The sequence below is a fragment of the Rhizobium leguminosarum bv. viciae genome, from assembly GCF_012276115.1.
GTDB lineage: Bacteria > Pseudomonadota > Alphaproteobacteria > Rhizobiales > Rhizobiaceae > Rhizobium > Rhizobium leguminosarum_T.
The window spans coordinates 1-22164 of record NZ_WIEU01000006.1 but is presented as its reverse complement, the minus strand read 5'-3'; the positions used below and the strand labels follow the sequence as shown (position 1 = coordinate 22164).

Annotated in this window: 24 protein-coding genes and 1 pseudogene; 13 read left to right on the top strand and 12 right to left on the bottom strand. The window is 61.4% G+C overall.

Translation table 11 applies throughout. From position 1 onward, the window contains the following. Positions 1-6 precede the first annotated feature (6 nt). Positions 7-315, bottom strand: a complete 309-nt coding sequence (locus tag GFM02_RS13180; RefSeq protein WP_017965453.1) for a hypothetical protein — start codon at positions 313-315, stop codon at positions 7-9. A 319-nt stretch (positions 316-634) separates the two neighbouring features. Between GFM02_RS13180 and GFM02_RS13175 the strand changes: the two genes are divergently transcribed. Then, the gene (locus GFM02_RS13175; RefSeq protein WP_168321857.1) at positions 635-4012 is read left to right on the top strand and encodes a response regulator; all 3378 of its coding nucleotides are present in this window, start codon (positions 635-637) and stop codon (positions 4010-4012) included. Here GFM02_RS13175 and mnmD read toward each other — a convergent pair. Further along, positions 4006-4749, bottom strand: a complete 744-nt coding sequence (gene mnmD / locus GFM02_RS13170) for a tRNA (5-methylaminomethyl-2-thiouridine)(34)-methyltransferase MnmD (protein WP_168321856.1) — start codon at positions 4747-4749, stop codon at positions 4006-4008. The genes GFM02_RS13175 and mnmD overlap by 7 nt on opposite strands. On the opposite strand from mnmD, the gene GFM02_RS13165 reads away from it, so the two are divergent. The 9 genes and pseudogenes from GFM02_RS13165 (at position 4748) to GFM02_RS13125 (ending at position 10366) form a co-directional block, all read left to right on the top strand. After that, a complete protein-coding gene (locus GFM02_RS13165; RefSeq protein WP_168321855.1) occupies positions 4748-5926 on the top strand; it encodes an NAD(P)/FAD-dependent oxidoreductase in 1179 nt (392 codons plus the stop codon). The two genes, mnmD and GFM02_RS13165, sit on opposite strands and share 2 nt — an antisense overlap. 114 nt (positions 5927-6040) lie before the next feature. Next, positions 6041-6748, top strand: a complete 708-nt coding sequence (locus tag GFM02_RS13160) for a DUF1045 domain-containing protein (protein ID WP_168321854.1) — start codon at positions 6041-6043, stop codon at positions 6746-6748. A 111-nt stretch (positions 6749-6859) separates the two neighbouring features. Further along, the gene (gene puuE / locus GFM02_RS13155) at positions 6860-7783 is read left to right on the top strand and encodes an allantoinase PuuE (protein WP_017961584.1); all 924 of its coding nucleotides are present in this window, start codon (positions 6860-6862) and stop codon (positions 7781-7783) included. Beyond that, the gene (uraD, locus tag GFM02_RS13150; RefSeq protein WP_168321853.1) at positions 7783-8283 is read left to right on the top strand and encodes a 2-oxo-4-hydroxy-4-carboxy-5-ureidoimidazoline decarboxylase; all 501 of its coding nucleotides are present in this window, start codon (positions 7783-7785) and stop codon (positions 8281-8283) included. The genes puuE and uraD overlap by 1 nt, the downstream gene beginning before the upstream one ends. Next, positions 8280-8642 (top strand): HepT-like ribonuclease domain-containing protein, encoded by a 363-nt coding sequence (locus GFM02_RS13145; RefSeq protein ID WP_065280911.1) that lies wholly within the window; start codon positions 8280-8282, stop codon positions 8640-8642. The genes uraD and GFM02_RS13145 overlap by 4 nt, the downstream gene beginning before the upstream one ends. Next, positions 8626-9147 (top strand): ureidoglycolate lyase, encoded by a 522-nt coding sequence (locus GFM02_RS13140; RefSeq protein WP_205930302.1) that lies wholly within the window; start codon positions 8626-8628, stop codon positions 9145-9147. The genes GFM02_RS13145 and GFM02_RS13140 overlap by 17 nt, the downstream gene beginning before the upstream one ends. Then, on the top strand, positions 9144-9500 hold the full coding sequence (uraH, locus tag GFM02_RS13135) for a hydroxyisourate hydrolase (RefSeq protein WP_168321851.1): 357 nt from the start codon (positions 9144-9146) through the stop codon (positions 9498-9500). Before GFM02_RS13140 ends, uraH begins: the two co-directional genes overlap by 4 nt. A 68-nt stretch (positions 9501-9568) precedes the next feature. Continuing rightward, positions 9569-9622, top strand: a pseudogene (locus GFM02_RS35705) (hydroxyisourate hydrolase); the annotation flags it as partial. Between the two features lie 3 nt (positions 9623-9625). Then, complete coding sequence (locus tag GFM02_RS13125; protein WP_168321850.1) at positions 9626-10366, top strand: metallophosphoesterase family protein; 741 nt, start codon at positions 9626-9628, stop codon at positions 10364-10366. 135 nt (positions 10367-10501) lie between these two features. Here the strand turns inward: GFM02_RS13125 and GFM02_RS13120 are convergent, their stop codons facing one another. The 8 genes from GFM02_RS13120 to puuD all read right to left on the bottom strand — a co-directional run bounded on the left by GFM02_RS13120 (position 10502) and on the right by puuD (position 18609). Then, positions 10502-12259 carry a flotillin family protein gene (locus GFM02_RS13120; protein WP_168321849.1) on the bottom strand — a complete coding sequence of 586 codons (1758 nt, stop codon included), beginning with the start codon at positions 12257-12259 and terminating at the stop codon, positions 10502-10504. Continuing rightward, a complete protein-coding gene (locus GFM02_RS13115; protein ID WP_168321848.1) occupies positions 12256-12903 on the bottom strand; it encodes an OB-fold-containig protein in 648 nt (215 codons plus the stop codon). The genes GFM02_RS13120 and GFM02_RS13115 overlap by 4 nt, the downstream gene beginning before the upstream one ends. Before the next feature lie 5 nt (positions 12904-12908). Continuing rightward, complete coding sequence (locus tag GFM02_RS13110) at positions 12909-14066, bottom strand: PspA/IM30 family protein (RefSeq protein ID WP_168321847.1); 1158 nt, start codon at positions 14064-14066, stop codon at positions 12909-12911. A 131-nt stretch (positions 14067-14197) separates the two neighbouring features. Next, positions 14198-15340, bottom strand: coding sequence for an alpha-hydroxy acid oxidase (locus GFM02_RS13105; RefSeq protein WP_168321846.1), 1143 nt, complete (start codon positions 15338-15340; stop codon positions 14198-14200). Positions 15341-15449: 109 nt separating this feature from the next. Continuing rightward, complete coding sequence (locus GFM02_RS13100; protein ID WP_168321845.1) at positions 15450-15749, bottom strand: type II toxin-antitoxin system RelE/ParE family toxin; 300 nt, start codon at positions 15747-15749, stop codon at positions 15450-15452. A gap of 3 nt (positions 15750-15752) precedes the next feature. Beyond that, positions 15753-16013: a type II toxin-antitoxin system ParD family antitoxin gene (locus GFM02_RS13095; RefSeq protein ID WP_065280900.1), complete on the bottom strand. Its 261-nt coding sequence runs from the start codon at positions 16011-16013 to the stop codon at positions 15753-15755. A gap of 53 nt (positions 16014-16066) precedes the next feature. Beyond that, complete coding sequence (gene guaD / locus GFM02_RS13090; protein WP_168321844.1) at positions 16067-17374, bottom strand: guanine deaminase; 1308 nt, start codon at positions 17372-17374, stop codon at positions 16067-16069. Further along, complete coding sequence (puuD, locus tag GFM02_RS13085) at positions 17371-18609, bottom strand: urate hydroxylase PuuD (RefSeq protein WP_168321843.1); 1239 nt, start codon at positions 18607-18609, stop codon at positions 17371-17373. Before puuD ends, guaD begins: the two co-directional genes overlap by 4 nt. Before the next feature lie 126 nt (positions 18610-18735). Between puuD and GFM02_RS13080 the strand changes: the two genes are divergently transcribed. Both GFM02_RS13080 and GFM02_RS13075 read left to right on the top strand, forming a co-directional pair. Beyond that, positions 18736-19422 (top strand): Type 1 glutamine amidotransferase-like domain-containing protein, encoded by a 687-nt coding sequence (locus GFM02_RS13080; RefSeq protein ID WP_168321842.1) that lies wholly within the window; start codon positions 18736-18738, stop codon positions 19420-19422. 163 nt (positions 19423-19585) lie between these two features. Then, on the top strand, positions 19586-19918 hold the full coding sequence (locus GFM02_RS13075) for a hypothetical protein (protein ID WP_131664534.1): 333 nt from the start codon (positions 19586-19588) through the stop codon (positions 19916-19918). An 87-nt stretch (positions 19919-20005) separates the two neighbouring features. On the opposite strand, the gene GFM02_RS13070 is transcribed toward GFM02_RS13075, so the two are convergent. Further along, positions 20006-20902: a LysR substrate-binding domain-containing protein gene (locus GFM02_RS13070; protein ID WP_168321841.1), complete on the bottom strand. Its 897-nt coding sequence runs from the start codon at positions 20900-20902 to the stop codon at positions 20006-20008. A gap of 101 nt (positions 20903-21003) precedes the next feature. Between GFM02_RS13070 and GFM02_RS13065 the strand changes: the two genes are divergently transcribed. Continuing rightward, on the top strand, positions 21004-21195 hold the full coding sequence (locus tag GFM02_RS13065; RefSeq protein ID WP_077978969.1) for a hypothetical protein: 192 nt from the start codon (positions 21004-21006) through the stop codon (positions 21193-21195). On the opposite strand, the gene xdhC is transcribed toward GFM02_RS13065, so the two are convergent. Then, the gene (gene xdhC, locus GFM02_RS13060) at positions 21171-21986 is read right to left on the bottom strand and encodes a xanthine dehydrogenase accessory protein XdhC (protein ID WP_168321840.1); all 816 of its coding nucleotides are present in this window, start codon (positions 21984-21986) and stop codon (positions 21171-21173) included. The two genes, GFM02_RS13065 and xdhC, sit on opposite strands and share 25 nt — an antisense overlap. Positions 21987-22164: the final 178 nt, after the last annotated feature.

Below are 22164 nucleotides of genomic sequence, written 5' to 3'. Positions count from 1 at the left end.
TTTCTTCTATTCCGTGCAGACTTTGACCCGGTAGGGGTCGCCCCAATCGTCGTGTCGCCATTCGAGATGGCAGTAGGATGGCCGGTAATAGGTCCGGTAGACCGGATAGGGGCGATAATAGGGATAGGCAGGGTAGACAGGATAAGCAGGACGGGCCGCCTCAGAGAGTAGGGCGCCGCCGACGACGCCGGCGGCAAGGCCGCCCCAGAAGGCATCGCGTGGACGGGCATCGGCGGTGGTGGCGGTGGCGAGCGAGGCGCCGGCAAAGGTCAGCGCGATCAGGCCCGTCGCCATGGTCTTATGAAGAACGGACATGGTATTTTCCTTTCATGGGCATGGCTTCCATAAAGCCACGCCGAAGACTCGGCCCGGATCGCGGCGGCGCAATGGCCGCGCAAGCGGTTTCGGCATTAAATTTTCGTCATGATTTCAACGGATCCCGACGTCGAACGGATTTATGAACGGCGACCTTTCAGTCTCGTGCAAGCCGGGGCTGGTAATCCCGAATTATCTTCAGCTTGGTGAGCCGGCTCGTAAAATTCCGCTGTCGAAATTTATGGTTAAAACCTTGTTAAAAGCCTTGGCGTTATAGTTTTTGTAGTCGATATTTCATTTATTGCGGGAGCGATATTTTTTGAAATCAGCCGGGGAACTTCTGGAGTTGGCTTGCCGCCGGATCGCTGATCTGGATACCCCGGCCTATGTCAAGAACAGCGAACTGCGTTATATCGCTGTCAACGAGGCCTATGCCCGTTTTCTAGGCCGCGAGATCTCCGATTTCATCGGCAGGCGCAGCCGCGAGCTCTTCGACCGTCCCGAAGAAGAGGAGCGCGAGGACAAGGAACGCCGCGCACTGGTGTTCGGCACCGAGGAAAACGCCATCTGCTTCGATGCGGTGGGCCTCAGTCATGAACGCATCCAGATCGAAAGCTTTTCGCCGTCGCCGGAGCGAGCCTATGTGCTCGGCATTTTCGAAGTGCGCGAGACGCCACGCCGCGCCCTTGGAGACGGGAAGGGCGCCGGCGATCATGGCCTTGCCGACGATTTCGCCCGCGTGCGCGAGGCGCTGGAAAAGCTCGACCACCCAATCGGCATCTTCGCCGAAGACGGCCGGCCTCTGGTCGTCAACGCCGCCTATCGCAACGGCGAGAAACCGGTAGGCCCTAGCGATTCGAGCTGGCACGCGAGCGTCGACGAACGTGACCTGCTGCGCACCATCATGGAGGATCTGCCGGTCGCGGTTTTCGTGCGCGACGAGAAACATCGCCTCGTCTATGCCAACCAGTATTATGAGACTTTCAGCGGCCATGAGCGCTCGCGGGTGCTGGGAATGACCGAATATGAAATGTTCGGGCCGGAGGGCGGCGAGGCGATCTACCAGGAAAACCGGCTGTCGCTGGAACAAGACCTGTCGCAGGAGCTGGAAGGCGTAATGCCGAGCAAGGATGGCCGCATCCATCCCGTGATCTCGCGAGTCAAGCGTGTCGTGACGGCGGACGGGCGAGCCTATGTCGTCGGCTCCTTTTCTGATATTTCACCGCTCAAGGAGCGGGAGAAGGCACTGATCGAAGCGCGGAAGCAGGAAGAAGTGCTGCACCGGGATATCGAGAATATCCTGCGCTCGCTGCCGGTCGGCGTGCTGATCCTCGATAACGACCACCAGATCCTCTACGTCAACGACGAATTCTACAGCATCTGGGAGCTGCCGCTCGACGACCCCTTCGACGGCCGCCCCTTCATCGACGTCATCCGCCGCAATTATGAGCTCGGTCGCTACGACGGCACGCAGACGCCCGAGGAAATCTACGCTTTCCGCAAACACCTGTTCGAAACCGAGGAGCCCGAGCCGATCGAGCTCGGCTGGGCAGGCGGCAAATCCGTCATCTTCGATAGCCGCCGTATCTCCAACGACCGCATCCTGCTCACCTATGCTGACATCACGGCTGTGCGTGAGCGGGAAAATGAAGTCCACGAGGCCCGTGCCGCGCTGGAACATCTCGGCGAGATGATGCGCGACGCGACACACGCCATGCCGCAGGGCCTCGCCATCGTCCAGGATGGCATTATCAAGATGTCTAATGAGGCGCTGGCTCATATCCTGGAGATTCCCGCCACCTATATCGAGACCGGGCAGGGTTGGCTCGGCATGTTCGAATTCTGCGCGGCGCGCGGCGATTTCCACGAGGACGCGGCCGAGATTCTGCAGGGTTGGCGCGACAATATCGCCGCGAGGTTGCCGATCTCCACGGCCTTCCATGTCGGCGGCGAGCGCTGGGTGAACATGGATGCGACGGTCAGCAAGGGGCAGTACTGGGTGGCGCTTTTTACCGACGTCACCGACCTCAAGAGCCGCGAGGAGGAACTGCGCCAGCTGCTGTCGCGCGCCGAAGCCGCCGATCGCGCCAAATCCGAATTCCTTGCCAATATGAGCCATGAGATCCGCACACCGATGAACGGCGTGCTCGGCATGGCGGAGCTGCTCGCCAAGACCAATCTCGATACGCGCCAGAAGACCTTCGTCGATATCATCGTCAAGTCGGGCAATGCGCTGCTGACGATCATCAACGATATCCTCGACTTCTCGAAGATCGACGCCGGGCAGATGAAACTGCGCAAGGCCGCCTTCGATATCACCGAAGCGGTGGAGGACGTGGCGACACTCTTGTCCTCGCACGCCGCCGAGAAGAACATCGAACTCCTGGTGCGGGCCGCACCCGACCTGCCCGCCGCCGTGATCGGCGACGCCGGGCGTTTCCGCCAGATCGTCACCAATCTGGTCGGCAACGCCGTCAAGTTCACCGAGCGCGGCCATGTCTTCGTCGATGTCGGTTTCGAGGCGGCCGCCGGCGGCGAGATCATGGCGTGCATCCGCATCAAGGATACCGGCATCGGTATCCCGCCGGAGAAGCTCGAATCGGTGTTTGATAAATTCTCGCAGGTGGACGCCTCGTCGACCCGGCGGCATGAAGGAACAGGCCTCGGTCTTGCGATCACCGCCGGGCTCGTCGACCTTTTCGGCGGTTATCTCAACGTCGAAAGCGAATGGGGCAAGGGTTCCGTCTTCACCATCAACCTGCCGTTTGCGGTGGCGGCCGCCCGCCTTGAGCCGAAGCCGTTGCCGATCAACGTGCAGGGTGCGCGTATCCTCGTCGTCGACGACAATGAGGTAAACCGGCGAATCCTCACCGAGCAGCTTTCTCTCTGGGGTTTCGACGGCGTGGCCGCCGAGGGCGGCGGCACTGGGCTTGCGATCCTGGAGGCGGCGGCCGGTCTCGGCGTTGCCGTCGATGCCGTCGTGCTCGACTATCACATGCCCGATATGAACGGCGCCGATGTCGCGCGCCGGCTGCGCGCCGATCCCCGCTTCGTCGAACTGCCGATCATCTTCCTGACGTCGATGGATATTTCGGGCACGGAAAAAGAATTTGCGGCGTTGAACGGCCACGCGCATCTGATGAAACCGGCGCGCGCCAACGTGCTGCGCAACACCGTGGTCGAGGTGGTGCGCGCCAGCCGCGTCAAGCAGGCATCCGAGGCTGAGTTTGCCCGGCTACAGACGGAAACGGCCGCGCCGGCGCCGGCGCCTCTGCCGCAGAAACGGGCCGCTGAATTCGTCGACGTGCTCGTCGCCGAGGATAACGAGGTCAACCAGATCGTCTTCACACAGATCCTGCAAGGCACGGGTCTTTCCTTCCTCGTCGTCGAGAATGGCGAGGAGGCGGTCGCCGCCTGGGAGCGGCATACGCCGCGCATCATCATGATGGACGTTTCGATGCCCGTCATGAACGGCCATCAGGCGACCCAGGCGATCCGCGAACGGGAAAAGGGGCGGGGCCACCGGGTGCCGATCATCGGCGTCACCGCTCACGCGCTCGAAAGCGACCGCGAACTCTGCCTCGATGCCGGCATGGACGACTACATGTCGAAGCCGATCAGCCCCGAGCTGCTCGAGGAAAAAATCCGCCAGTGGCTCGGAACGAGCGAGCAGCAGCCGGGGCGCACCAGCTACTGATCTGTACGCTGATCGGGTGACGCCTTGGCGCCACAGAGCATTTCGCGCTTGCCGGCAAAGCCCTTGCGGCGCTCGACGGCAAAACCTGCGGCGATGAGGTTGCGGCGCACGAAGCCAGCCGCCGCATAGGTGGCGAAGGTGCCACCGGCTGCGCTTTTCTCGCAGACGAGCCGCATCAACTGCTCCGACCACATATCGCTGTTGCGCGACGGGGCGAAGCCGTCGAGATACCAGGCGTCGAAGCCGGGCGCGGCTGCCGCCACGCCGTCCAAGGCATGGCCGCAGACCACGCTGAGTGTCGTCTGGGCATCGAGATCGAGCTCAACGATGCTATCAGGCGCTTGCGGCCACGCCGCTGTCAGCGCCTCGCGTTCGGCATCGATCTCCGGCCAGTGCGACAGCGCCCGGTCGATTTCTTCGCCGCGCATCGGGTGGAGTTCGAAGGAGGTGAAATGCAGGTGCTGGCCGTCTGCACAATGGAGCTTCCATTGCCGCCAGGTTTCGGCGAAGTTCAGGCCGGTGCCGAATCCGAGTTCTCCGATCAGGAATCTCTGCCGCCCGTTCCAGCGCTCCGGCAGGCCGTTACCGGCGAGAAAAACATGGCCGCATTCCAGCCGCCCATCGGTCTGGCAATAAAAATGATCGCCAAAGGCGGTGGAATAGGGCATATCGCCGTCGCGCCATTCGAGCGGCTGCGGGGCGCCTGCGCCAATCTGATCGGGGTTCACGTCTGTCATGGAAAAAGCCGATAGTCCTGCGCCGGTCTCAGGTCAATCGTCCTCAGAATTGCTGATCGTCGGCGGCGGCATCATGGGTCTCTGGGCGGCCGTCCATGCGGAGCGCCGGGGCATCCCGACTCTTATCAGTGACGCCGGCAGATTGGGCGAAGGTGCAAGCGGCGGCCTGCTCGGCGCGCTGATGCCGCATATGCCGAACCGGTGGTCGGAGAAGAAGCAGTTCCAGTTCGATGCGCTGGTCTCGCTCGAAACCGAGATCGCCGCGCTCGAAGCCGAGACCGGACTTTCTGCCGGTTACCGCCGTTCCGGACGGCTTATCCCGTTGCCGAAACCGCATCTCAACACCATAGCGCGTGGCCACTCCGAGGACGCCGAACGCCATTGGCGGGCGGGCGGGCGCCGCTTCCACTGGCATGTGCTCGACGGGCCTGATGTAGACGGTTGGATCGAGGCGTCTGCCGGCGAGAGCGGCTTCGTGCATGACACGCTCGCCGCCCGCGTTGCGCCTCGCTTGCTGATCGCAGCGCTTATCGCCTTCCTACGGCGGGCAAAGCATGTTCGCACCCTGGAGCATGCAACGGTTGCCGACCTCGATCCCGATCGGGGCACGGCCGAAATAAACGGCGAAACCGTTGTTTTCAGTCACTGCATCCTGGCCGCCGGCCATCAGTCCTTTCCGCTATTGCAAGGCCTGACGCCGGGACTGAAACAACCGCTCGGCCAGCCGGTCAAGGGGCAGGCGGCATTGTTGAAAGCCGATATCGACCCGGCGCTGCCGACGATCTTTCTCGACGGGCTCTATATCGTCGCGCATGAAGGCGGACACGCGGCAATCGGCAGCACCAGTGAGAACCGTTTTGACGATCCCGCGTCGACCGACGCCCAGCTCGACGTGCTGATCGAGGCGGCGCGCGGCATCGTGCCGATGCTTCGCGACGCCCCTATTGTCGAGCGCTGGGCCGGGCTTCGCCCGAAGGCGATCGATCGGGATCCGATGATCGGTCGCCATCCCGACCACCGGCGCCTGATCGCGCTGACCGGCGGCTTCAAGGTCAGTTTCGGCCTCGCCCACCGGCTGGCGGAGGCGGCGATATGTATCGCAGGCGATACAGACTGCGGATTTTTGCTGCCGGAAAGCTTCGCAATTTCAAGCCACATTGCGGTGGCTTCACGTTAAACGTGAATTAGACGCCGCTGCGTTTCGTTATTCTGTCATGCAAATCACCTATCTGCTTGCGCATCGACAGCGCCGGATCTGAACGGCGCTCACTTCCTTGATGGAGGAAATTGCATGCGTTATGCCATTTGCTTCACGCCTCCGGCGAGCGACCCGTTGTCACTCGTGGCCGCCAATTGGCTTGGCCGAAACGTGTTTTCGGGCGATATGATGGAGCCTCCGGCAGTTCGTGGCCTCGGCATTCACGAGATCGCCTTCCATACCGCCGTGCCGCGGCGCTACGGCTTTCACGGCGTTTTGAAGGCGCCGTTCCACTTGTCCCGCGACATGCCAGAATCGCAGCTCCTGCGCGATCTCATGCGTTTTTCCGGGGCCTTCGTTCCCTTCCAGATTCCGCGTATCGAAGTCGCCCGGCTCGGCAATTTCTACAGCCTGTTGCCGAGCACGCCCTGCGAGCAGATCCAGTATCTCGCCTCGGCGATCGTGCAGGAATTCGATCGTTTCCGCGCACCGCTCAGCGAGGCCGAGATCGAACGCAGCGATCCGGACGGGCTGTCGGCGACGCAATTTTCCAATCTGCATCGCTGGGGCAATCCCTATGTGATGGAGGAGTTCCGCTTTCATATGCCGGTGACGGGCCCCGTCAACGCGATCGACATGCCGCGCATCGAGCCGGTATTGCGGACGATCTTCGAGCCTGTCCTCTGCGAACCTGTCACGGTTTCGAACGTGGCACTGATGATCGAGGAGGGCACTGGCGGTCCTTTCCGTGTTCATTCGCTGCATCCGATGGGCAAGGTCAGTGCGCGCAAGATCGCCTGAGTATCCGCTCTAAGGATTTGTTTCGTAACGGTAAAATTCCGTTGCGCAGTTTCCGTCTCGACATTCCGGCTGCGGATGCTACCGTTCCCCGTCTTTTCAGAAGGTGATTTGATGGTATCCGAGACCTATCCGCGCAATCTCGTCGGTTACGGGCGTCTGACGCCCGATCCGAAATGGCCGGACGAGGCACGCGTCGCCGTGCAGTTCGTCATCAACTACGAGGAGGGCGGCGAAAGCTCGATCCTCGACGGAGATCCGGCTTCCGAAAACCTGCTGTCGGAGATCGTCGGTGCGGCCGCCTGGCCAGGGCAGCGCAACCTCAACATGGAATCGATCTATGAGTACGGTTCGCGTGCCGGCTTTTGGCGGCTCTGGCGGATGTTCACCGATCTCAAGGTGCAGGCAACCGTCTACGGCGTGACGCTGGCGATGGCCCGCAACCCCGAGGCCGTCGCCGCGATGAAGGAGGCCGGTTGGGAGATCGCCAGCCACGGTTATCGCTGGCTGGAATACAAGGATTTTCCTGAAGATCTGGAGCGCAAGCATATCCTCGAAGCCGTGCGCCTGCATACCGAGCTTACCGGCGAGCGGCCCTACGGCCTGTATCAGGGCAAGCCTTCCGACAATACGCTTCGGCTGGTGCAGGAGGAGGGCGGTTTCCTTTATTCCTCCGATTCCTACGCCGACGACCTGCCTTACTGGGTGAAGGGCGTCGACGGGAAACCCTTCCTGATCATCCCCTATACGCTCGAAACCAACGACATGCGTTTTGCGACGCCGCAAGGCTTCAATGCCGGTGATCAGTTCTTCACCTATCTGAAGGATGCCTTCGACACGCTTTATGAGGAAGGCAAGGCGGGCAGCCCGAAGATGATGTCGGTCGGATTGCATTGCCGCCTCGTCGGGCGGCCGGGCCGGGCGGCAGCGCTGAAGCGCTTCATCGAATATGTGCTGAAGCATGACAAGGTCTGGATTCCGCGCCGCATCGAGATCGCCGAGCATTGGCACAAGCACCATCAGCCGGAAGCGCTCTGATGATGTCGCGCGAGGATTTCGTTTCCCGCTTCGGCGGCGTCTTTGAACATTCGCCTTTCATCGCCGAGCGCGCCTATGACGCCGGCCACGTGACGGAGCCGCTGACGGCAGCCGGCGTGCATGCGTCGCTAACTGCCGTCTTCCGGGCGGCAAGCCCGCAGGAGCGCCTCGGCGTGCTCAGCGCCCATCCTGACCTTGCCGGGCGCCTCGCGATAACGGGCGAACTCACCGAAGACAGCAGGAAGGAGCAGTCCGGCGCCGGTCTCGACCGCCTGAGCCCGGCCGAACATGCCCGCTTCACCGAACTCAATTCGGCCTATGTCGAAAAATTCGGCTTTCCCTTCATCATCGCCGTCAAGGGGCTCGGCAAGGACGATATCCTGTCGGCCTTCGAAACACGGATCGGCAATGGCAGGGACGCGGAATTTGCGACCGCGACGGCGCAAGTCGAGCGGATCGCGCTGCTGCGCCTGACGACGATGCTGCCGGAGGTTGAATGAACGAGCGGCGCGCGATCGACTATCTCAATGAGATGTATGAGGCGGCATCCGAAGCGCTGTCTTTCGTCGGCGGAATGGATGGGGCGGTGTTCGCCGGGGACAAGCTCACTTTCAAGGCGGTCACCTTTTGCCACTTCACCATCGGTGCCGCGGCATCCCGCTTGCTGGTGACTCATCCGGAATTTGCGAGCGAGCATCCCGATCTGCCGTGGACGAAAATCTGCGGCACGGGCAACCGTATCCTCGACGGCGTCTTCGATCTCGATCCTTCCGACATCTGGGAGGCGACGTATCGCACGCTGCCGGAGCTTCTTTCCGCGATCGATGCCATCCGTCACTGGCATGCCCAAGGTGAGTGAGCGATTGCCCCCACATCTCGACATCCGTCGGCTTACGAGATCCGCCTTTGCTCCCTTCGGCGAGGTGATCGAAGCCGACCCCGCCTCGAAGCGGTTTATCAATGGCGGCACGACGGAGCGTTTCCATGCGCTCGCCGCCACCGAGGCGACGGGCGAGGGTGCGCGCGTCATCATCAACCTCTTTCGCGGCCAGCCGCGCAGCTTCCCCTATGAAGTCACCATGATGGAGCGCCATCCTTTCGGCAGCCAGAGTTTCTCGCCGGTCTCGGGCCGTCCTTTTCTCGTCGTCGTCTCCGAGGATGAGAACGGTCGCCCGGGCAGGCCGAAGGTGTTTCTGGCGCGCGGCGACCAGGGCGTGAACTATCGCCGCAACGTCTGGCATCATCCGCTGATGGCGCTCGGCCAAGCCTCAGATTTTCTGGTCGTCGACCGTGACGGGCCGGGCAATAATCTGGAAGAATACTTCTTCGAAACCCCTTATATCATCAAAGAGCCAGCCCCATGACCGGACTGACCACACATGTTCTCGACACCGCTCTCGGCAAGCCTGCCGAGGGCTTGAGGATCGATCTTTTCCAGGTCGACGGCGAGATTCGCAGGCATCTGAAGACGGTGGAGACCAATGCCGACGGCCGGGTTGATGGCGGCCCCATCCTCATCGGCGAAAATTTTCGGGCCGGCACCTATGAGCTGGTCTTCCACGCCGGCGATTATCTGAGGGCCAGCGGCACGCCGCTGCCGGATCCCGCCTTCCTCGATCTCGTGCCGATCCGCTTCGGTATTGCCGACGTCACCGCGCACTATCATGTGCCGTTGCTGATTTCGCCCTACGGCTATTCCACGTACCGAGGGAGTTAAAAAATGCGGTTTGCGGCAATTGCCGATATCCACGGCAACCATCTGGCGCTCAAGGCGGTGCTTGCGACCATGTGCCGTTGCTGATATCGCCCTACGGCTATTCCACGTACCGAGGGAGCTAAAAAATGCGGTTTGCAGCAATTGCCGATATCCACGGAAACCATCTGGCGCTCGAGGCGGTGCTTGCTGATATTCGTACGCAAGACGTCGAGGAGATCGTCAATCTCGGCGATTTCTTCAGCGGCCCGCTCGATGCCGGCAAGACGGCAGACTTGCTGATGCCGCTTAGCCTGACGTCGGTCCGCGGCAATCACGACCGCTATCTGATCGAGCAGGATCCGGCGGCAATGCATGCTTCGGATGCGGCCGCCTACGGTCAATTGTCGTCGTCTCATCTCGACTGGCTGCGCAGCCTGCCATTCGATCTCGTCTATCGCGGCGAGGTCTATCTGTGCCACGCGACGCCGAAGGACGACAATCTCTATTGGCTGGAATCGGTCTCGCCGGAGGGCTTCGTCCTCCTGCAGCCGTTCGAGGCGATCGAGGCATTGGCCGAAGGCATCGACCTGCCGCTGATCCTCTGCGGCCACAGCCACATTCCCCGTGCTGTGCGCCTCTCCGATGGCCGCCTGATCGTCAATCCCGGCAGCGTCGGATGCCCGGCCTATAACGACGAACTGCCTTATTACCACAAGGTGGAAGCCGGCCATCCGCTGGCGAGTTATGCCATTCTGGAAAAGGCGGCGGGCGGATGGACATGGCAGTTCCGGACCGTCGCCTATGACTATATGGCGATGTCGGCACTGGCCGCTAAAGGGGGCCGTGCCGACTGGGCCGGCGCGCTGGCAACGGGCTGGGTGAGATAGAGCATGATGCCGAAAAGTGTGTGCGGTTTTCGGGCGACATCATGCTCTAACTATTTAATTTAGAACAGGATTCAGATTTTAGGCCGAACCGGCCTAAAATCATCCTGTTCTGGTCCAGACTCGCTTGCGCGGCGATCAGTCCTTCTTCGGTGCCGGCTTCGGCGCCGGAGGGATGATCGTTTGTGTCGGGGCTGCGGCCGGTATTGCCGGCTTTGCCGGGGCTGCGGCGGTCGTCGCCGGTCTTGCCGGTTTTGCGCCATCGAGATTTCCAAGGAGGGATGAGATGGCATCGTCGCCGTCGAAGCCGGCTTCCTTCAGCAATTTGTCGAGGATCGGTTTGTTGGCCTGGTAGGAGAGGAGCTGGCTGGCCAGTCCTTCACCGAGCCCGATGCCGTTTCCGCCGGCCGCTCCGTTTCCACGGCCAAGCATGCCGCCGGTGTCGAATATCCTGATATCGGAGATTTTCTCGATCGGCTTGACCGCTTCGGCGAGCGCCTGCGGAATGATGCGGATCCGTTCGCGGGTGATCTCGAACTCGATGATAGCAGAGCTCAACTTGTTGCGAGCGTCGTTTAGCAATGCCTCGCTCTCGGCCGCGGCCTTGCCGGTTTCGAGAATACCCTTGGCCTTGATGATCGCCGCATCCGCCTCGGCGGTGGCGAGCGTCTTGATGGCCTCGGCCTGGTCGCTTGCCGCCTGTTTTTCGGCTTCGGCGCCGACGGTGACGGCAGTCGCTTCCGTCTCGGCTTTCTTGCGTGCGTCGATGACGGCAATCTGCTTTTCGCGTTCGGCAATCTCGATCGCCTTGGCGGTGCCAACCTTTTCTTCTGCTGCTATCGCCAGCGCGCGGGCCGTTTCCGCAGCCGCCTTTGCTTCGGATTCCTCACGGCTCTTGTTGGCAACGGCGATGGCGCTTTCCTGTGCCACGATCTGGAGGTCACGCTTGGCCTCGGTTTCGCGTTGCTGGACGGCGCGGGCGGCGTCGATGTTGGCGCTTTCGCGAGCCTGTTTGGCGGATGCCTCGCGTTCGGCGATCGCCTGTTCGGAAGCGATGCGGGCTTCCTCCTCGGCGCGTTTTGCGGCCTGCTCCTGCTGCGCGGTTTCGGCGCGTGTCGCTGCGGATTTGTTGGCGATGTCCCGTTCCTGGCTGAGTTCTGCTTCCCGCTTGGTCCGCTCGATGGTAAGCGATTGCTGGCGGGCCTCGAGATCCTTCTGGGCGATGGCGACTTCGGTGTCGCGAACGATCTCGTTTCGCTCCTTCTTGCGTCCCTCGGTGATGCGGGTCAATGCCGCAAGACCCTGCGCGTCGAAGAAGTTGTTGGCGTTGAAATGCTTGATATCTGTCTGGTCGAGGCGTGTCAGCGAAACGGATTCGAGCTCGAGACCGTTCGACTGGAGATCGGCGCCGACGGCTTCCTGCACGGCCTTGACGAAATCCATGCGCTGTTCCTGCAAAGCATCGAGGTTCATTGTCGCCGCCACCGAGCGAAGGCCGTCGACGAATTTCGCCTCGATCAGGATGCGGAGAGCCTCGGCGTCGTTGGTGCGATTGCCGAGTGTCTGAGCTGCAAGCGCAATCGAGGAGGCATCGGGTTTCACGCGCACATAGAACTCGGCGCCGATATCGACACGCATGCGGTCCTTGGTGATCAGTGCATCGCCTTCACCGCGGCGAACCTCGAGCCGCAATGTCTTCAGGTTGACCCGGGCGGTCGAATGGAAGATCGGCAGGACGACCGAACCGCCGTCGAGCACGACCTTCTGGCCGCCGAGACCGGTGCGCACATAGGCCTCATCGCGGCTGGAGCGCGTGTAAAGAGAGGCGAGGACAAAACCGATGCCGAAGATCAGAACAATCCCAATGCCGGCTGGTAGAATAACGTCGTACATCATTGCTGCTCCCTCAAAGATTGATTGTCCGCATCGGCGGGGTCGACCGGCGCGGGAATGGCGATAAACACATTTGCCTTGTGATCGACGAGAAGAACCGAAGCGCCGATCGCAAGCGGACCTTCGCCCTTGGCGGCTCGGGCTCGAAGCACATGCCAGTTTCCATGCTGATCCTTGACGCGGACGCGGCCCGGCAGTCCCTGATCGAGCGGGCCGATCGATACCTCGGCTGTCCGGCCGAGCAAGGCGTCGAGATCGACGGCATAGGTTTCGTCGTGCGGTACGATCCGCGCCACGGTTCTGCTCGATGCCCTGACCATGGGGATGGTTGCCAGCGCGGCAGGTATGACGGCTATCAAGCTTGGCAGCGGCGCCCAGAAGGCGTTGGCGACGGCCTGCAACGCAAAGCCCGTCATCGCGAAGAAGCCGAGCGTCAGCATCATGAGGATCAGCAGGGGAACACCGCCGAGATTGAGCCAGGAAAGGTAAGCCAGGATGCCGTCATGGCCATGAACCTCCGGCTTTCCCAGAAATTCCGTCATCGAAAAACCCATGACCATCGCAAGCATCTCGATCGCGGTCAGGCCGACTAGGATCGCTGCGGCGATGGCGAAGGGCGCACATTCCGGTGAAAAAAGGAGCTCCATCGGCGTTATCGGTTATCCGCCTTGAAGCGTGCGAGCCGGGCTTCGATTGCCTGATCGCGGTGCAGTCGGTCGAGTTCGTCCAATTCGGAACTGTGGCCATGCTCGCCAGTGGGAACTCCGGTCAGCCGCGAGACGGCTGCGGCAGCGCGGGCAGCATCTGCACCCGGTGCGGGCTGGCTGTGACCGGTCGCTGCTTGTTCGGGATGCCGGGCGATACTGCGCTTGAAATCGGCAAGGCGAGCGTCCGCCTCGCGGCGCGTGGCGAGCACGGCCTGCAAGGCTTTCTGGCCTTCGTCCACCTGTTCCCTGGCATCGGCCAGCGCCTTATCGAGCGCTGCGATCTGGGATTCGAGATCGATCTGACGGGCGACGCCGGCCTTTGCCAGGTCATCCCGCCCGGAGGAGACGGCAAGGCGGATCTTCTGGTCGAGCGCGTTCATGTCTTCGACGATTTCGTCCCTGCGTCTCTTGATGCGGAATTCCTCCGCGCGCGCCTTGCCGAGATCGGTGCGGGCCTCATCAGCCGCCGCATCGATCTCGCGGACCGCCTGTTCGATGACGGCGATTTTGTTTACACCTTCCGCCTTGTCGATCGCCGCATTCGCGATGCCCGCGATCAGGCGACCCATGCGTGAGAGAATGCCTTCGTTCGTCATGTTTTCCTCCATCCGAGCGGAATTCGGCGTGACGCCGATGTGAATCTCGTAACGGTCCTGGCCGGCAACGAGGTAAGCCGGAAAAATACTCTCCCATCCGCGTGAATAACCCGCGACATCGAAGGGCACGGCAACGCGTCCGTGCACCGTGGCGATCGTCAGGTCCGAGGGGCCTTTGATGGCGAAGAGCTTATCGTCGAGCGGCAGATGCGGCGGATCGGCGGTGACGCCGCGATTGGCGGCGAAATCGCGAAGGCCGAGTGTCACCAGCCGCGCCGGCAGGCCCGTCTGCTCGCGGACAGTTTCATAGGCAAGGTCATGCAACACGACGAGATTGGCGCCCGCCTTGTCGGCGACGAGGCTGGTCAGGATTTCGATCATCCTGAGATAGGCTGTAATGGTGTCGTCCAGCGCCTGCCGGGCACTGTCGTCAGGCGCCAGCGTGTAGCGCAGCAGCGATGGATGCGGTGTTTTACCTGTAATTGCCATAGGTAAAACATAAAGCACCGCTTTTGTGCTTTCAAGAGGTCGCGCTAAAAATACAACCTAGCCTTAACGCGCAGTTAGAGGACCGAGGGCAGCGTCCAGCATCGAGATATATTTAGGAAGCCGTTGCCGCGTCCGTCGCGGGCGGCAGGTCACTGCCGCCCGGCGATGATCGCCGAACTCACGTCCTTGATGTCGCGCTTGCCGCACAGTGCCATGGTGATGTCCATCTCCTTGCGGATGATGCCGAGCGCCAGCGAAACGCCTTCCTTGCCCATGGCGCCGAGGCCGTAGAGGAAGGGGCGGCCGATATAGGTGCCCCTGGCGCCAAGCGCCACAGCCTTCAGCACGTCCTGGCCGGAGCGGATGCCGCCGTCGAGATGGATCTCGATACGGTCGCCGACGGCGTCGACGATCTTCGGCAGCATGCTGATCGAGGAGGGGGCGCCGTCAAGCTGACGCCCGCCATGATTGGAGACGACGATCGCATCGGCGCCGGTGTCGGCGGCCGCCTTCGCATCCTCCGGATCGAGTATGCCCTTGATGATCAGCGGGCCGCCCCATTGTTCCTTGATCCAGGCGACATCAGCCCAGGACAGCCGCGGATCGAACTGCTCATGTGTCCACAAGGCCAGCGAGGCGATACTGGTGACATTTTTCGCATGGCCGACGATATTGCCGAAGTTGCGCCGCTTGGTCTGCAGCATGTCCAGGCACCAGAAAGGCCGGGTCGCCATCTGCCAGACATGTTTCGGCGTGAATTTCGGCGGCGCCGACAGGCCGTTGCGCAGGTCCTTATGCCGCTGGCCGAGGATCTGCAGATCGGCGGTCAGCACCAGCGCCGAGCATCCGGCCGCCTTGGCGCGATTGATGAGGTTGAGGACGAAATCCTTGTCCCTCATCACGTAGAGCTGGAACCAGAAGGGGCGCGTCGTTGCTGACGCCACGTCCTCGATCGAGCAGATGCTCATAGTCGAAAGCGTGAAGGGAACGCCGAACTCCTCGGCGGCGCGTGCCGCCAGCATCTCGCCATCGGCATGCTGCATGCCGGTCAGGCCGGTTGGCGCCAGCGCCACGGGCATCGACACTTTCTGGCCGATCATCGTCGTTGCCAGCGTGCGGTCGGTCATATCGACCATCACCCGCTGGCGCAGCTTGATCTGGCTGAAATCGCTCTCGTTGGCTGCATAGGTCGATTCCGTCCAGGCGCCCGAATCCGCATAGTCGAAAAACATCTTCGGCACACGGCGCCGTGCCAGCTTTTTCAGGTCGGCGATGGTGAGTGGGGTGGCCATGAATTGAACCTTCACATCTGAATGCGGCCATCGGCCATAACATGAATTTCGAAGGAACATTACGGGAAATTTCGAGAGATAGTTCCCGGCGGCATTGGGAGAAAGCAGGTCATTCTTCCCACGGAATATCGCGAAGGTCGCTCGCCCCATCCAGGATGCGCACGATGCGGACGTCATCGTTGTCGACAGAGTAGAGCGCAAGCCATCTCTCGATCACGAGCACACGGGCATCCGCGGCGATTTCCGGGCGCTTGGGACCCATCTGCGAATGCTGACCCAGAGAAGAAACGCGCTGCTCGATGCGGTCGATGATGGTATCGGCCATGGCCGAGCCACTGTTGCCGGCAATCCACAACCAAAGGTCCAGCATGTCCGAGCGGGCTCGGCTCGAATAGAAGACATCGGCCATCGATCAAGCTTTAGATGCTGCAAATCGTCGGCGCCCTTCGGCCTTCACCGCTTCGATATCCAGAGGCGAGAAATCGCCGCTTTTCACACCCTCACGCCATGCATCCCGCAAATGTTCAATCTCGCGGGCTTTTGCACTGTCACGCTCTTCCAGAAGTCGCAGGGCTTCGCTCACGACATCGCTCGAAGAGTGGTAATCGCCGGAATCGATCTTTTTCTTGATGTAGCTGGCAAGTTCGTCCGGCACTGAAACGGTCAGGTCCATGGGCTTTCTCCTTAGAGAACTATGGGAAGATCGGCGGGTTTTTGCAAGTTCGCTTAAAGGTTCTTTTTCAACGCAACACCGGCCACATAGGTCTCGGCGATCGCCCGGTCGTCACCCATCGTCTGCAGCAGGAAGAGTTCCTCGGGCAGCGTCTTCACCACTTCCATCTTCAGCGCCATGGCGGGTGTCGCCGTTGCATCGAGAACGACGAGATCGGCATCGGTGCCGGGTTCCAGCGTACCGATCCGGTCCGCCAGCGATAGGGCCTCGGCATTGCCACGCGTCATCAGGTAATAGCTTTCCAGCGGGTTCAGCCGTTCGCCGAGCAACTGCTGGATCTTGTAGGCCTCGTCCATCGTCCGCAGCATCGAATAGCTGGAACCGCCGCCGATATCGGTCGCCACGCCGATGCGAACCGGCTTTTCCCGCCGCGTCAGCGCCTTCAGCGGAAACAGGCCGGAGCCGAGGAAGAGGTTCGAGGTCGGGCAGTGGACGGCGACGGCACCCGCCTCGCTCATGGCATCGGCCTCGCGCTCGGACAGGTGTATGCAATGACCGAAGAGACTTTTCGGCCCGAGCAGGCCGTAGCGAGCATAGATGTCGGTATAGTCGATCGCGTCGGGATAGAGCTCGCAGGTGAACTTGATCTCGTCGTGATTTTCCGAAAGATGCGTCTGGATGTGCAGATCGGGGAATTCGCGGGCAAGGGCTGATGTCGCTTCCATCTGCGCCGGTGTCGAGGTGATGGCGAAGCGCGGTGTGATGGCGACGTGGTTGCGGCCCTTGCCATGCCAGTCCGCTATCACCTGGCGGGTCTCGTCATAGCCCATCTCGGGCGTGTCGAGCAGGCCCTGCGGGGCGTTGCGGTCCATCATCACCTTGCCGCCGACCATGCGCATATTGCGTCTCATCGCCTCGGCGAAGAAGGCGTCGGCCGAGGTCTTGTGCACGGAGCAATAGGCAACCGCCGTCGTCGTGCCGTGGCGGATCAGCTCGTCGTAGAAATGCGTGGCGATCCTTTCAGCATGCGCGCTTTCGACGAAACGGCATTCCTCGGGAAAGGTATAGGTATTCAGCCATTCGAGCAGGTTGGCGGCGTAGGAGGCGATCACCTGCATCTGCGGAAAATGCAGGTGCATATCGATGAAGCCCGGCATGATCAGGTGCGGGCGGTGGTCGATCTCGACCGTGTCTGCGGCTGCTTTTGCCTTGACGTCGGTATAGGGCCCGATTGCCGTGATCAGCCCATTCTCGATCAGCAGGCCGCCATGCTCTTCGTAAAGATAGCTTTGGCTGTCGGCGAGGCTTAGCGGCGCGCGGTGGAAGGAAAGCAGGCGGCCGCGCAGGAGTGTCGTCGTCATTGTTTCTTGCCTTCGACTGCGCTCTCGAACCAGGCGACCAGCAGCTTGCGTTCGTCCGGCGTTATATCGGTGATGTTGCCGGGCGGCATGGCATGGCTGCGGCCCGCCTGTATATAGATCTCGCGGGCATGGGCGGCGATTTCCGCGTCATTTTCGAGCATCACGCCATTGGGCGGCCGCACGATACCCTCATAGACCGGCTCGGCCGCGTGGCACATGGAACAGCGCGTCGAGACCAGTTGCTTGACGGCGGGGAAATGCGGATCGCCGGCGAATTGCTGGAAGGCGGGCGCGACCGTCGCCGCATCGGTTTCGCCGGTCAGCATCTTCGGCACGGTCGAAAGCCACATGATCAGGATGAAGAGAATGACGGTGACGATCCAGGTCCAGGTCGGCCGGCCCTTTCTGGCATGCGTCGTGTTGAACCAGTGGCGGATGGTGACGCCCATCAGGAAGACCAGAGCCGCGATCACCCAGTTGAATTGCGTACCAAAGGACAGCGGATAATGGTTCGACAGCATGAAGAAGATGACGGGCAGCGTCAGGTAGTTGTTGTGTAGCGAACGCTGCTTGGCGACCTGCCCGTATTTGGGATCGGGAACCCGTCCGGCGATGAGGTCGGCGACGACGATCTTCTGGTTCGGAATGATGATCATGAAGACGTTGGCCGACATGATCGTCGCGGTGAAGGCGCCGAGATGCAGGAAGGCGGCGCGACCGGTGAAAAGCTGCGTATAGCCCCAGGCCATGAAGACGAGCACGACATAGAGCACCGCCATCAGTCCCCAGGTGTTCCGCCCAAGCGGCGACTTGCAGAGCAGATCGTAGACGACCCAGCCGACGCCGAGCGATGCCAGCGAGATCAGGATCGCAGTCGGTGGGCTGATGTCGAGCACATGCCGGTCGATCAGGAAGAGGTCGGCGCCGCCGTAATAGACGATGCATAGCATCAGGAAGCCTGATATCCAGGTGAAATAGCTCTCATATTTGAACCAGGTCAGGTGCTCCGGCATCTGGGCGGGCGCCACCAGATATTTCTGGATATGATAGAAGCCGCCGCCATGGACCTGCCATTCCTCGCCATAGGCGCCGGGTGGAAGATGCGGGCGTTTCACCAGTCCGAGATCGAGCGCTATGAAATAGAAGGACGATCCGATCCAGGCGATCGCGGTAATGACATGGAACCAACGCGCCGCGAAGGCGAGCCATTCCCATGCTATGGCATATTCATGCATCGAGTTCCCCTATCTTCCTCCGACTCGTGACATTGCGGAAATTTTGGCGGGGAGGGAAGAGGAGATTGAAAGACTGCACATGCGCACTGATTTCTGCAACGGTGGCAAGGCCGAAGGAGCAATGGAATGATTACCGCGCTCTACAGCGATCAGTTCATCGCCGAAAACGCGCGGATGGACCGGCGGCTTGCCGCGCTCATTCTGTCGCGCGGTAACCGCATCGGCTATATCGCCTCCGGTCCGGAGCCGCAGCGGGAGTTTTTCAACGAGAAACGGCGGTATTATCGCAGCTACGGGCTTTCCCTCGATCTCTTCGTCGATCTCGACGCGCTTTCCGGTGACGAGGAGATCAACCGGCTGTTTTCCTGCGACGCCATCCATCTTTCCGGTGGGCATACCGGCGATTTTCTGAGACGGCTGCGCCAAAGCGGAATGCTGGAGAAGCTACGCGCATGGGCGCATGATGACGGCATCGTCGTCGGAACCAGTGCCGGGGCGATTTTGATGACGCCGACAATCGCCGTCGACGCGCTCTTTTCCGGCAGTTCCCCCGATGCGGTGCGGGATGGCGCAGCTCTCGGTCTGGTACCCTTCGAGTTCTTTCCGCATCTGAACGATGATTCCGGCTATCTCTCCGCGCTGCTTCGCTACAGCGAGACGACGGTAACCCCTATTCTCGCATGCCGAGACGGCGAAGGTCTCATCCTCGGCAACGGGCTCGTTGAGATATTCGGCGCTCCGCTGATGATTTCCGGCGGTTTTGCCGAAGCTGCCGATCGCGGCCGCATCGCCGATCTGCTGTCGCGTGCCTAAAAGCTGCCGAGAAGGCTGTGCATTATCTCTGCCTCATACTTGATCTGCTAATTCAGCAGGCCTTGAACTACGACGACTCAATTACAGTTATTTTGCAGGCCGCCGGAATAAAATAAGAACCGTTAGATCATCGGCGGCGCATTCATCGACGGAGAAGATGCCCATGCGCAGCATTCTGACGTGTGTGATGATTGCGTATGCGTCGTTGGCGATGGCTCACGACGCACCCTCGGGGTGGAGTTATGACCCCTATTGTTGCAACGGCGACAGTCATAGCGGCGATTGCCAGATGATCCCTTCGAAAAGCGTGGCGGTGACGCCAGGCGGATATCGTGTGACGCTGATGCCAGGTGACCACCGGCTGGTCACGCATGCTCATGTCTTCCTGCTGCCAATGACGAAGGCAATGCAATCCGGCGATAACGACTATCATCTCTGTCTGTTCCCGAACGAGGATACGCCGCGCTGTTTCTATGCGCCGGAAATGGGATTTTGAAGTCGAGCCAGAGGACCGGGCCTGGCTCACGAATCGGGTCCGGTATGTCGTTGTCCGAAAATGGCTGCACATTTTAGGTGACATGCATCAATTTCCGGCTGCCCTCATCTCTTCGAGGATCCAGTTGCGGAAGGCCTTGATCTTGGGCACGTTGCGACGGTTTTCCGGGTAGACGAGCCAGTAGGCCTTGCCGTCGCTGCGGGTCAGTTCGAAGGGTTGATAGAGCCGGCCGAGCGCGATCTCGGCCGCATAGAAGGCAGGATGAAGAATGGCGACGCCATGGCCGGCGATCGCGGCATCGGCTTCCACTGCCTGAGAGCCAAGCTGGTTGCGCGGGCGCCGATCGAGATCCGTGTCTGTGACGCCAGCTGCCTCGAACCATTGTTTCCACCAGATGTCGCCGGCGTCGAAGAGATCGAAGTTCAGGAGATCGCGCGGCTCCCTGATGCCGCCTGCCGCCTCCGCCAGCTTCGGGCTCAGCATCGGCGTGAACTCCAGGCCCATCAGCCGGTGCAGCGCCAGCCCCGGCCAGTTGCCGTCGCCCCAGCGGATGCCGACATCGATCTGTTCGCGGGCGAAGTCGATGATGTCAGAACTCGCCTGAAAGCGCACCGCGATGGCCGGATGTTTCAAATGGAAGGAGCCAAGGCGCGGCGCCAGCCATTTCGAGGCGAAGGTATGGGTCGAACTGATGGCGAGCGTGCCTTCGACGCTGTCGCGCGCCGTCGCCATCGCGTCGTGCAGCATGGCGAAAGCTTCCGTCACCTTCGGGGCCAGCCGCTCGCCGGTGTCTGTCAGTGCGATCTGGCGGGGACGGCGCAGGAAGAGCGGCTCGCCGACATTCTCCTCCAGCAGCTTGATCTGGTAGCTGACGGCGGTCTGCGTCATGCCGAGTTCGTCGCCCGCCTTGGTGAAACTTCCGAGCCGGGCAGCGGCCTCGAAGACGCGCAACGCATTCAGCGGGAATTGTTTCGACAGCTTCATGGATAAGTTCTCTTGATGCAGGCAGACGGTTGTTCGATTGGAATTGCAGCATTTTTGGCCGCAAACTGCAACTCATACCTTCAAACCATCGAGGTGATGTCATGGATTGCTATGCTATCGAACAGAGCCCGCCGCAGCCGACCATCGGAATTTTCCGGCGCATCGGCGGCCGGCTGGCGCGGATCTGGCGCATGCCCAGCCTCGATCTCGAGACGGTGCCGGATCGCGTCAAGCGCGATCTCGGTTTTCTCGACGGGCGCGATCCCTATTACGAGGACGAGCGCATGCGGTAGTCAGCGAACGCCGTCAGGATCTCGGCGGCGGTCAAGGCGGCGATCACCTCAGGGCGCTTGTCCCTGACCGCCGCGCCGCCGATCGGCAGCGTCAACCGCTCGAGCCAGCCACGCTCACCGCCGCCTTCACGGGAAAGCCAGCTGGCGAAGGTGGCGCGCTTGGTCGCCGAGCCGATCATGCCGGCATAGGCGAGATCCGTTCTTTCCAGCGCTTCGCGGGCGATGAGGAAATCCAGCGCGTGGTCGTGTGTCAGGATGACGACCGCGCCGCCAGCCGGAATATCCTTCACCAGCGCTTCGGGCATCGGCATGAGCCGCGTCTTCGTCTCGGGAGGCAGGTTGGCGAGTTCTTCCTGCCGCGTCTCGACAACCGTCACCGACAGCGGCAGCGGCGCAAGGGCCGTTGCCAGCGCCCGGCCGACATGGCCGGCGCCGAAGAGATAGACCTCGGGCAGGCGCTTGATCTCGCTGGTTAACCTGGCCTCGATTTCTTCGGCAACCGCCTGCGTCACCCGGCGAAACCGCAATTGCGTGCGGCCACCGCAGCACTGACCGATGTCGGGCCCGAGCGGGATATCCATCTCCGCCATCCCGCCGGTTCCCGCCAACATGTCCCGCGCATTCGCGATCGCCATGAATTCGAACTGCCCGCCGCCGATCGTGCCCCACAGGGCCTCAGCCGAGACGAGCATGAATGTGCCGGCCTCACGCGGGGTGGAGCCTTGTGTGCCGGTGATGTCGACGAGGATGCAGTCTGGGTGGGCGGCAAGGAAGCGGCGGATGTCGGTCATCGGTGGATAATCCCGTCGCCATACGGAGCGTAGGAGTATGCCGCGAAGACCCCCTTGTATCTGCACGTTAGGAATTTCGTGCGATGGAAGCGATTGAGCCTCTGGCCGGGTGGCCACCCGGCCAGAGGCGTGACGAAGTCGCCCGCACCCCCTCCGGTTACAACCGTGGATGAGCCTG